Source organism: Sporomusa sp., from assembly GCF_035561255.1.
GTDB lineage: Bacteria > Bacillota > Negativicutes > Sporomusales > Sporomusaceae > Sporomusa.
In genome coordinates, this window is sequence record NZ_DATMXX010000297.1 from 1 (window position 1) to 11,339 (window position 11,339).

Genomic DNA, 11,339 nt, shown 5'->3' on the forward strand with positions numbered 1-11,339 from the left:
CTTTTAAATGTATCAAATTAACTTTTTAAGGAGTGAGTTTCATGAGTGAAGAAAACAGCTTTTCTTTTACTCTGTTTCAACCGCATCGCGCACGCGCACCCAAAAATGATGAACCAGTAATTGAAGTACGTCCTAATGGTCGTATTGTCTTTAACAAAAAAGCTACCCAGCTTTTAGAAAACAATCATTTTTGCATGTTAGGTTATGACCCTGAAAAACAGGCACTTGGTATACTGCCGCTGGAGCAGTTGCAGCCCAATACATTCCCTGTACGTTATGCTGCAAAAGGCGCCTATATCGGAGCAAAAAAGTTCTTTAAGCATTTTGAAATTCTTCCCGGACAGTTAGTAGAAGATACCCCGTTTAAAACCGGCGAATTTATTGGAATCAATCTCTAACCCACTGTACATAGTATCGTCTCTAACAAAAGTTACTCTACATGAGTAGCTTTTTGTTTTTTTAAAAAAAACGTTTCGCTTGTCAAATATTATCAATTTGCTGTAAAATTAAAACTATAGCTCTAACAGAGATAGGAGAATACGTTATGGATAAGCATTCTAACACCGTTATCACCATTCCGGAATTGCGTGTTGCTTTTGAAGCCCAAGGGTATATTAGTGATAAAGAGCTTTTGACTACCGTCTATTTGGCCTTAAAGTTGGAAAAACCGCTTTTAATTGAGGGTGCACCCGGTGTTGGCAAAACCGAAATTGCCAAAGTATTAAGTAAGGTATTTGATACCGATCTTATTCGCTTGCAATGCTATGAAGGATTGGACGAAAACAAAGCTTTATACGAATGGAATTACCAGCGCCAATTGATTAAGATTCAGATGAGCAGAGATAGTGCTTGCCAGAATCTTTCCGAACATGACATTTTTTCCCCTGAGTACTTATTAGAACGTCCTTTACTGAAAGCCATCCGGGCTGAGAAACGCCCAGTTTTGCTAATTGATGAAATTGACAAGACTGATGAAGAGTTTGAAGCCTTTTTATTCGAGATCCTCTCAGACTTCCAAATATCAATCCCTGAGCTTGGTACTGTTAAAGCCAACCATATCCCCATTGTGGTGCTGACAAGCAACCATGACCGGGAACTGTCCGAAGGCTTACGCCGCCGTTGCATCTATTTATATATTGACTATCCCTCCATTGACAAAGAAATTAATATTATCCGGGCTAAAATCCCTGAGGCCACCGAAAAATTAGCCCTGCAGATTGCTACAGCCGTCAATCATCTGCGCAATAATCTAGTTCTGGCTAAGCAACCTTCAATTGCTGAAACACTTGATTGGACGAGGTCGATCATTGCAATGCACGCTGACCATCTTGATTCCACCTTAATACAGCAGACGATGGGGCTCTTATTCAAAAATCGCGATGACCTGATGGCATTCCAGAAAGACTTAGGCACCGACAGACTATACTCTGCGGTCCAGCAAGCAACCAACATTACGTCAGAAAACACAACATGCCAGTGCCATGGCACTGAAAGCTGTGGGGGCTGATTGCTTGAACTCACTTGCTGATAATCTAGTAGGATTTGTTCAGATTTTACGCCAGCTGGGTGTACGGGTAAGCATCGCTGAAACCATTGATGCTGTAGACAGTCTGACCGTTATTGAGAATTTTGACCAGGACGAATTTCGCGCGGCATTAAAAAGCACACTAATTAAGAATTCTGAAGACCAAGCCGCCTTCAATCAAGCCTTTAACCTATTCTTTGTTCCGCCTGAAGCCAAACAGCAGCAGCGTGAGGAGTGGGATTCCAAGCAACAACTTGAGCTTGAGCAGTCACAGCAAGCTCAGGAAGAACTGGTTTTTCAGGGACGCCCGCTTGATCTCCCGGATGAACTCAGAGATGTCTATAAACGCTTGCCTGAACAGGAAAAAAAACGACTACAGGATTTTTTGGAGAAGACCTCATCAGGTCATAATGTAAAAGAATCTTTTCAGCCGGTAGTTGAAAACTTGCTCAAAAGCTCGCTGTCCTTCTGGCAGCGCCAACTATCACCTGAAGATCTAGCCCAGCTTGCTGCCGCTCGCCGCCAATTATTAGGCCATGACGAACTTGATCATGTTGTAGACTCGGCGGCAGGACTTGGCGGTACCGGCCGGAATCCTCTGTTGTACAAGAATATGCAGGATATTGCCGAGCATGAGATTCCTCAGGTTACAGCCTTGATCAAACGATTAGCCCACAGGATAACTACTCGTATTTCCCGTCGTTTTCGTTTGACCGGCCGCCGCAAACTCATTGATATTCGTCAGAGCATCCGCCGTAATATGCGCTACGGTGGTACAATGATTTCGTTAAAATATAAAACCAAAAAAATTCATAAACCCAATATTGTTGTTATTTGTGATGTTTCAGCCTCAATGACAAAATATGTTCGCTTTACCTTACCCCTGCTTTTTGGCTTATCCAGTGTTGTAAAAAACATTGAAACCTTTATCTTTGCCAATGATTTAGAAAAAGTAACCGACTATTTCAAGCGGAGTGATGATTTTGCTAAAGCTACCACCGATTTAGTAACAAGCTCTGTACAAATGGGTCAAGGAACTAATTTATCTATCGCTTTGGCAAGGTTAAAGGGGGAATATAAAAAGTTATTATCGCCCTCAACACTACTTTTCATTATCAGTGATGCCAATACTATGGCGCCACTCGAAACAGCCAGTGAGTTAGCTGGCATCGGCAAAAAAGTTAAACGTATTTTATGGCTCAATACCCAGCCAAAAGAACGCTGGGGCCATACTAGCGCAATACCGCTGTTTGCCAAACATTGTAGCATGTTTGAGTGTTATTCGCTGGCACATTTGACTAAGATACTGTCTCTCAATTTAACCCGCCAATCCTAATTTTAAATAAAAAAACAAAGGATGTGACCTATTATGTATTATGACGGCCCTACGTTGCTTGCCCACTACCAACGCTGGCTTACTACCTATCGGGAGCCTATTGAAGCCAAACTAACTACCGCGCTGAGCCATAGAGATCAGCAACAGGCTATGCATAACGCGATGGAAGTTCTGCTTACCGAGGTTTTACCAATGGCTATTGCTGAAATGATTTTGTTCAACAATGGTCGCCTGGAAGAGCAAATGCAGGAATCTGGTGGCGGTTGTTCAAGTTGTGCCACCAATATAAAGTAACATAAAAAAGCTGCTGAAGGCTAAACGCCTCCAGCAGTTTTTTTTAACAGGATGTACAGGTACCGCAGTTTTTAGCTGGAACAGGCAGTCCATACAGGACCAGCCGTTTACCAAACAGTGTAGTTTCAATATCGACTCGCAAAAGATTTTCATTATTATAGTTTTGTATTGAGGTATGCGCATAAACCTCGGCACCATCAATCATAAAGGCTGCATATTCAGCAGTTTCAGAATCTTCTGGTTTTCCTGGTTTTACGGAGGGAACAGGAGCTATCGAAGGAGGATTACAGCAATTTGGAATTAGACGTTGCTCAAGTTTCACAGTAATAATACCGCCCTCTTGAGCAATAAATTCCTGCGCACGTTCAGTAACTATCATATTCATAGTTTTCTCCACCTTTCTCTACTTGCGTCCACACTCTTGATCAATCATCGCCCAGTATGCTTCTTGAATTTTGCGGGTGATAGAACCAACACTACCTGCGCCGACAGGCTGTCCGTTTAGTGAAACAATAGGGACAATCTCGCTGTTAGTACCTGAAATGAATGCCTCTTCTGCTGATTTGACAAACGCTTCATCAAACTTCTTTTCAACCACTAACACACCAAGCTCTGGGGCTATTTTTTCAAGAATCAGTGTTCTGGTAACACCAGTCAGGATAAGATTACTCCGCGGATGTGTCCAGGCAACACCATCTTTTATTACGAAAAAATTACTGCTGGTCCCTTCAGTGACAAATCCATCCCGGACCTGAATACCCTCAAAGCAGCCTGCTTCTTTAGCTTTTTGCTTGCCCATGACATTGCCCAGAAGATTAAGCGACTTAATGTCACATCTGAGCCATCTCTCGTCAGGAATCAGAAGGCCTTTGGCCCCTTCTAATTTGTTTTTATCAGGTGCAGCGCTGACAGGACGAATAGACATTGTCAGACACGGCACAACATTTTCCGGAAACCCATGGGCGCGTGGCGAAAAACCGCGAGTTATCTGAAGGTATACTGCACCATCCATAATGCCACTTTCTTTAATTAACAAATCATGAAATTCGGCCAGTTCATCATATGTATATACTGCTGGAATTGTTAGTTCACGTAACGAACGATACAATCTGTCAACATGCAGTTTCAGAGCAAAGCTGTGTCCATTATATACCCGTGTTACTTCATACACACCATCACCAAACTGATGGCCTCTATCCTCCATTGGCACGATATTTTCATTTAAATCGATAAGCTTACCATTAATTAGTCCAATTGGCTTCATGGAAAGTCCTCCCTTGATTTATTAATATACATTATTACACAGTAATATGTAATCTCCTGCCTATTTAGAAAAAATTCCTAGGTAGACTTTTTTAATACAGCAAGCACTGCTTGAGCATGGCCGGCCACCTTGACCTTGCGAAAAATACGGATTATTTCTCCCTGTTCATTGATAATGAACGTAGACCGCTCGATGCCCATAACTTTTTTTCCATACATATTTTTCTCTTTAAATACCCCATACAGCTGGCTTATCGCCTGGTCAATATCACTTAACAAAAGAAATGGGAGCTCATGTTTGGTGCTGAACTTTTCATGTGTTGCCAGACTGTCCTTGCTTACACCCAGAATAACCGCCCCAGCAGCGGTAATATCTTCAGATGCCTCACGAAACCCGCGAGCCTCATCTGTACAACCGGCAGTATTGTCTTTAGAGTAGAAATATAGCACTACCTTCTTGCCCCGAAACTGGCTCAGGGTAACCTGCTTCTCAGCCGTCACCGGCAGGGTAAAATCCGGAGCTGCTTGTCCTTCTTGTACTTGTTCAGACATTTCTTGCTATCCCCCTCACATAAAAGTTTATTGCAGTAAAAGCAGTTACATCCTATAATAATGGTGATATATTATATAATATGCAGCCGATAACAACAAAATCCGAAGGAGCAGCTGAATACTATGTCAAAACAGCACATTCTTGCTCTCGATTACATCCGCGGTATCTCCATGTTAGGGGTATTAGGTATTCATACCGGGGCTTATTCACTGGCTAATCCGGCTGTCAATCCCCATCTATTTGCATTACTTGAAATATTCACACGGTTCAGTGTGCCGATATTTTTCTTTGTATCTGCTTTCGGCTTATTTCTTAGTCAGCCTCTTAAAACCGAGTTCAGCTATCTGAACTTTATGCGCCGCCGCTTCAAAGCCGTCCTGCTGCCCTACTTAGCCTGGTCTTTCCTCTACATGCTGCATTATACCTGGGTAAGCGGTGATTTCAACCTTTGGCATAGACCACTTGTGTACAAATACTTTTTATTTGGCCTGGCCTCCTACCAATTATACTTTTTAGTAATTCTGGTTTGGTTTTATGTGTGTATGCCGTTTTGGCGACAGCTTGTGAGCTGGATTCTCAAAGCTCCGTTAGCAGGATTACTTAGCCTGCTGCTAACACAAATATATTTTAATTATTATTCCAGTTATATACTCACTGCAAACTTTGCTAACCACTACCTTAACCTTGCAGTCCAACACCGCATGAGCTTTCTGATTTTACATTATATATTTATCTTTATCCTAGGCGCAGTTTGTGCTGAGCTTTATCCGCAATTTTTAGCAGCCCTGGAGCGGCACAGACGGCTGGTTAATGCCTTTTTCGCCGGAACATTAACAGGAATGCTCGGCTTTTACTATTATCTTGTTTACTTCAAGCTCTACACCCTGGAGCAGGCCGTGAATACAGTCCACCAGCTTAGCCCAATCGGGGTACTCTATACGCTTGGCACAACCTTGTTTTTGTTTAGTGCTTTCAGCAAGCCCTTACCAACTGCACTTGCTGCCGTTTTAAGGGGATTAGGGCACTATTCCTATCTGGTTTATCTTGTCCACCCGCTTGTTATGTATTACCTGATCCTCAAGCTGACGCAAATTGGCATACCGTTAACTGCACCAGTTATAGTAGCCTTTTATTTAGCAACACTTGCTGTTAGCACCTGTTTAGCATCGCTCATCAACAAAGCTGGCATCCTGATCCCGTTACTTAGTCTGGCACTTACAGGATCACTCCCCAAACAAGGAATTATTCGTCAAAAGGCATAATTAATCATGTTTAAAGAAAGGCGGACAATTAATTTGTCCGCCTTTTTTTTAAAATAAATACCCAAGCTGTGTCAAACGTTCTCTGTTAGATACAGTTATTATATTGGGGGCATTAAAACTGCTGCCTTCTGCCGTCAGGCGTTTTTGGCGGCGTTTAATCCGTATACAATATAAAAAGAACAATTGGCAAAACCTTTTGATTGATTTTTGATGGCCGGCATTGGCTGGACGCTTAATCCAATCCAGATAAAGCTGATCGATGATATCAGATACTGTTACCGTAAAATTCTGCCGGGAAATAAACTCTACCAACTGCAGGCATTCTCTCATTACAGTATAGAGAGCCTGTTGCCGAAACAGATCATTTACAGATCCGGAATTAAGTTCTGCGGTTAACAGGCGGCGCCCGGCTTCAAAGAGTGGATAGACAATATCAAAACTCTCTGTGAGGCTGCGTTGTGCTACTGCAAGCCTGGCAGCTTGCCCGGCACCATCAACTGCCTGACGCCAGGTATCATTTGTGCGAACCTGTATCGCTAAATCAAGACTCAGCATAGATATTGCACCGGCAGCTTGGCTAAAGGGATTGAGACTATCCATACCGGCTATATGGCTGCACTCGGCTACAATACCTGCTAAAGCGTTATCTGACAGCAAATTTTTTTCTGCTAATTGCCTGACGTAATCGGTTAATGGCTCAATCATACAGGCATCGCCAGCTTTTACTACCCGGAGCAGCCAGGCCGACAATACCCCAACGACTTGTTCCTGTACAGCACTATCTGGTGGTTCGGCGGCAAGCCACCCTGCTAACTTTGCCTGTATATCCCGGACAAGACCGGAATCACCCCGGCGTAAAGCCGTAAGACCTGTTACTTTTAATGCTCGCATGACCGCCGTACGCACAACCTCGTCTTGTGATAAATACAGACTGGAAAAAATGACTTCTACCGCACGGGCAGCCAAAAAGTTTTGTCGCTGTTTCAAACTAATAACTGCAATCAGGCCAAGCTGCTCCACTACAGCAGGAATACCAGCGGCTGTCACATTCTTTAGCAGTGGCCGAAATGCGTCAATACCGTGGCCGGCAGCGTCAGGCTGGTTGGACCTCAGCGCTAGAAAAATAACCGCAGTAATTCGTGCAGGCTCCACTGCGCTTCCTAAACCAAGGCCTAGTGCCAGCTTTAGCATATCAAAAGCCCGATAGGCGTTGTCAGTTTTACCGGCAATTAAGCTAGCCTTCAACACCTTGTAAATCTGACGCATAATTCGTTTGGCAGCAGCAGCATTCATCTGGCGCTCTCTGGTTATACCATTGAGTTGAGACGCAATATGCCTGAACTGCCAGTCTAGCCGCCTGGTGTAAAAGCACCACGCGGCTAAAATTATCCCTGTTAACACAATCAGCAATACTGCCATAAAGGGTGTTCTCCCTATCTAGCGTTAATTTCTCCCTGATATACAATGCCCCGTGCAGCATCCACAGTAACTATCGCACCATCCTGCAAGCGTTCAGTTGCATCTTCTACACCGACAAGTACAGGCATACCAAAGCTTACCCCAACAATAGCAGCATGCGAAGTTAATCCACCTTCTTCAGCAACGATAGCCGCAGCTTTAGCAGCGTAAGGAGCCGTTTCTTCGTCAACACTGTTGACTACCAAAATGTCCCCTTCCCGAAACTTAGCCTTAATATCTTTAATAGAGGTAGCAATAACAACCTTTCCGGTAACTGCCTGTTGGCCGATCCCGGTCCCGCGCGTTAGAATATTGCCTACAATGTGAACCCTAATCATATTAGTTGTTCCTGACATACCTGCAGGTACCCCTGCAGTTACCACAACTAAATCCCCGTCTTTAACAACCCCGGCGTTTAGCGAAGTGACAACTGCACTTTGCACCATTTCGTCTGTATTATTAAAGCTGGGTCCCAAGACTGGGTAAACCCCCCATAGCAGCAGCATCCGCCGTACTGTCTTTTCACTTGGAGTGACAGCCACAATAGTGGACTGGGGACGGTATTTCGACACCATCCGCGCAGTATAACCGGATTGTGTGGAGGTCACAATCGCCGCTGCCCCCAGTTCATGTGATATCTGCGCTGTAGCATGGCTGATCGCATCAGTCGTTGTTCGTTGCAGTTGGATTCCTTTGCCTACTAAAATATCGCTGTGATGAAGTGAGGTTTCGGTACGTACAGCAATACGGGACATTGTTTGGACAGCTTCGATCGGATACTGGCCTGAAGCGGACTCGCCACTAAGCATAATGGCGTCTGATCCATCCAGAATCGCATTAGCAATATCACTGGCCTCGGCCCTGGTAGGCCGGGGGTTGGTTATCATAGACTCAAGCATTTGAGTAGCGGTAATGACCGGCTTACCAGCCTTATTACACTTCTTGATCAGCATTTTTTGGACGAGTGGGACTTCTTCGGCAGGGATCTCCACACCAAGGTCCCCCCGGGCTACCATAATACCGTCTGATACCTTGAGAATTTCGTCAATATTATGTACACCCTCAGCGTTTTCAATCTTAGGGATAATGTCCATCTCATAATTGGCATCCTCCAAAATCTTACGGATAGCCAGCACATCGGCAGCCCGCTGAACAAAAGAAGGAGCGATTGAGTCCATTTGATTTTGAATGCCAAACAAGATATCAGCAACATCCTGTTCAGATAAAGGCGGAAGATTAACCGCAACCCCAGGTGCCGCAACACGCTTGCGATCCCCGATTTGCCCACTGTTTTTAACAGTGGTGATAATGTCATCGCCCACAACAGCATCTATTTGAAGGCTTACCAACCCATCGGAAATAAGTATCATCTGCCCGGGAGAAACCTCCTGCGGTAATAACTTATGATTAACAGATGCAATTTCCTTCGTACCAACTACATCACGGCTTGTCAACACGAATTTTTGATCTTTGTCTAAATAAACCTTACCCTCAGCAAATAAGCCCAGTCGCATTTCTGGACCTTTGGTATCAAGCATCAGCGCTACCGGCCTTTTGACATTCCGGGCGGCTTCTCTTACCATGGCTATTCGCCTGGCATGATCTTCATGCAGTCCATGCGAAAAATTAAACCGGGCAACATTCATGCCGGCCTCCATCATCGCCTCTAAGACACCGGGTTTATCGGTACTAGGGCCTACTGTGCAAACAATCTTGGTTTTTTTCAGCAAATTCTAACACTCCTTAATTGAATACGATTTATCGTATCGCGTGTTGACACAAAATCGCGTGAGCTTCATTGGCTTCTGATTCCAAAACCAAAATCTCATACAAACCATCACCAAGAGCGGAAGCAATCCCTGCCGCACGGATGTTAGCAAGTACACCTTCATTACACAGCACGTTTTTATATAATTCGGCCTGTGCCCGGTTAGAAGCTATGTATACTACGGTCCACATAAGTATATCCTCCTATTAGCTTCTTACTATTAAAGTACAATAACCACCAGAAACTAATCCTCTTAGATTGGTTCTCCAAAATTAACTGTATTCCTGCTTTAAAATTGTTTTTCTATCAACCAGCAGCAGCAGCGAAATCTATAATTCAACAAACCAGCTCATACCCAGTACAACCAAAGGTTTATCGCAGTATATTACTACACTTCCTCCCTAACAGCAAGCTTCGCCACAGGTATAATTCACCATAGCTGCTAGTTTTCCTCCAGCTGAAAAATGTATATTTTTCCAACTTAAATATAAACGCTTACGACTTTAATAATCTCAATGCTGCCTCTGCCATAATCTCAACCCCATAGCTAAGTGCTTGCTCGTCCATATCAAATTTAGGATGGTGGTGAGGGTAGCTGACCCCTTTTTCCTTATTACCTATGCCAATAAACATAAAGCAGCCAGGTACTTGCTGCTGGTACCAGGAAAAATCCTCAGCTCCCATGGCAGGACTTATCTCAATGACCCGGCTTTCACCCAGTACTGCGTTGCCTGCAGCCGCCACACCCCTGGCTATCTGCGGATTATTAATCACCGGTGGAAAACCATTGCGATTATCTAAGGTATACGTGGCACCCGAAGCTGCACAAATGCCGCTGCATAGCTGCTCAATACAAGCAAAGATTGTGTCACGAACACGCTGGGAAAAAGTCCGTACAGACCCCTGCAAGACAGCAGTATCAGGTATTATATTAAATACTTCACCTGCTTTAAACACACCAAGCGATAAAACAGCTAACTCATTAGTACTAATCTGATTGCCGGTAATTGTCTTTAAGGCCAACACGATTTGTGCTCCCACATAGATGGGATCAATCGTTTGCTGCGGCATTGACCCATGACCGCCACAACCTTGAATAGTAATAGTAAATTCATCAGGCGAGGCCATCATCGGTCCATAGGTTATCCCCATTGTCCCTACCTCAAGCGGCTGCCATAAATGGGCACCAATGACAGTATCCACACCATCTAGTGCACCATCGGCAATCATCGCCAGGGCACCACCGGGAAAACGTTCTTCACTAGGTTGAAACAACAGCCTTATATTGCCTGTTAATTCGGCCCGCATTCCACTAAATACCTTAGCCAAACCCAGCAGCATCGCAGTATGACCGTCATGACCGCAGGCGTGACAAACACCGGCATTCTGTGAGCGGTAAGGCTGATCAATTTCATCTTGAATCGGCAGGCCATCAATATCAGCCCGGATCGCCACCATTTTACCAGGCCTGCTGCCTGTAATCTCGGCAACTACCCCGGTACCGGCAGCTTGTCTCGGCTCCAACCCCATCGATCTAAGTTCAGATATTATTTTTTTCTGCGTCTCAAATTCCTGACCCCCAAGTTCAGGAGTCATCCGAAAGTAGCGACGCATCGCGATCACATAATGTTGCTGCTCCTTAACAAGATCATGGATTGAAATTTTCATAAGTACCGACCTTTCTGGCTAACTCTTCCATAATTAAATAACTACTTTGTAAATATGTACACCGGCAAACTGAAAAATCCTGCCTACTGTTCTAAAATTACAATCAGAGATTCTATATACAACGCGTTAAAGTTTTTGCAGGCGGGTGGTGTGTTGGCAAAAGCGGAAGTCAAGCGCCAGCGGTGGAGCGTTGTCAACACACCACCCGCCTG

The 11,339-nt window shown here is 44.3% G+C and carries 12 protein-coding genes; 5 read left to right on the forward strand and 7 right to left on the reverse strand.

Translation table 11 applies throughout. From position 1 onward, the window contains the following. Window positions 1–41 precede the first annotated feature (41 nt). The 4 genes from VN379_RS16020 to VN379_RS16035 all read left to right on the forward strand — a co-directional run bounded on the left by VN379_RS16020 (window position 42) and on the right by VN379_RS16035 (window position 3,155). Entirely contained in the window at window positions 42–398 is a 357-nt protein-coding gene (locus VN379_RS16020) for a hypothetical protein (protein WP_325535640.1), read from the forward strand. 146 nt (window positions 399–544) lie between these two features. Beyond that, window positions 545–1,507 carry a MoxR family ATPase gene (locus tag VN379_RS16025; protein ID WP_325535642.1) on the forward strand — a complete coding sequence of 321 codons (963 nt, stop codon included), beginning with the start codon at window positions 545–547 and terminating at the stop codon, window positions 1,505–1,507. A 4-nt stretch (window positions 1,508–1,511) separates the two neighbouring features. Further along, complete coding sequence (locus VN379_RS16030) at window positions 1,512–2,861, forward strand: VWA domain-containing protein (RefSeq protein WP_325535644.1); 1,350 nt, start codon at window positions 1,512–1,514, stop codon at window positions 2,859–2,861. Between the two features lie 33 nt (window positions 2,862–2,894). Then, window positions 2,895–3,155, forward strand: coding sequence for a hypothetical protein (locus VN379_RS16035; protein WP_325535646.1), 261 nt, complete (start codon window positions 2,895–2,897; stop codon window positions 3,153–3,155). A 43-nt stretch (window positions 3,156–3,198) separates the two neighbouring features. On the opposite strand, the gene VN379_RS16040 is transcribed toward VN379_RS16035, so the two are convergent. From VN379_RS16040 to bcp, 3 genes are all read right to left on the reverse strand, one after another. Beyond that, on the reverse strand, window positions 3,199–3,540 hold the full coding sequence (locus VN379_RS16040) for a CC/Se motif family (seleno)protein (protein WP_325535648.1): 342 nt from the start codon (window positions 3,538–3,540) through the stop codon (window positions 3,199–3,201). Window positions 3,541–3,558: 18 nt separating this feature from the next. Next, window positions 3,559–4,419 carry a D-amino-acid transaminase gene (gene dat, locus VN379_RS16045; protein WP_325535650.1) on the reverse strand — a complete coding sequence of 287 codons (861 nt, stop codon included), beginning with the start codon at window positions 4,417–4,419 and terminating at the stop codon, window positions 3,559–3,561. Window positions 4,420–4,496: 77 nt separating this feature from the next. Beyond that, the gene (bcp, locus tag VN379_RS16050) at window positions 4,497–4,970 is read right to left on the reverse strand and encodes a thioredoxin-dependent thiol peroxidase (protein WP_325535652.1); all 474 of its coding nucleotides are present in this window, start codon (window positions 4,968–4,970) and stop codon (window positions 4,497–4,499) included. Between the two features lie 123 nt (window positions 4,971–5,093). On the opposite strand from bcp, the gene VN379_RS16055 reads away from it, so the two are divergent. Next, window positions 5,094–6,233 carry an acyltransferase gene (locus tag VN379_RS16055; protein ID WP_325535654.1) on the forward strand — a complete coding sequence of 380 codons (1,140 nt, stop codon included), beginning with the start codon at window positions 5,094–5,096 and terminating at the stop codon, window positions 6,231–6,233. A gap of 48 nt (window positions 6,234–6,281) precedes the next feature. On the opposite strand, the gene VN379_RS16060 is transcribed toward VN379_RS16055, so the two are convergent. From VN379_RS16060 to VN379_RS16075, 4 genes are all read right to left on the reverse strand, one after another. Further along, complete coding sequence (locus VN379_RS16060) at window positions 6,282–7,652, reverse strand: hypothetical protein (protein ID WP_325535655.1); 1,371 nt, start codon at window positions 7,650–7,652, stop codon at window positions 6,282–6,284. Between the two features lie 14 nt (window positions 7,653–7,666). After that, window positions 7,667–9,421, reverse strand: coding sequence for a pyruvate kinase (gene pyk / locus VN379_RS16065; protein ID WP_325535657.1), 1,755 nt, complete (start codon window positions 9,419–9,421; stop codon window positions 7,667–7,669). 28 nt (window positions 9,422–9,449) lie between these two features. Then, window positions 9,450–9,650 (reverse strand): hypothetical protein, encoded by a 201-nt coding sequence (locus VN379_RS16070; protein ID WP_325535659.1) that lies wholly within the window; start codon window positions 9,648–9,650, stop codon window positions 9,450–9,452. 304 nt (window positions 9,651–9,954) lie between these two features. Continuing rightward, the gene (locus VN379_RS16075) at window positions 9,955–11,127 is read right to left on the reverse strand and encodes an amidohydrolase (RefSeq protein ID WP_325535662.1); all 1,173 of its coding nucleotides are present in this window, start codon (window positions 11,125–11,127) and stop codon (window positions 9,955–9,957) included. Between the last annotated feature and the right edge of the window lie 212 nt (window positions 11,128–11,339).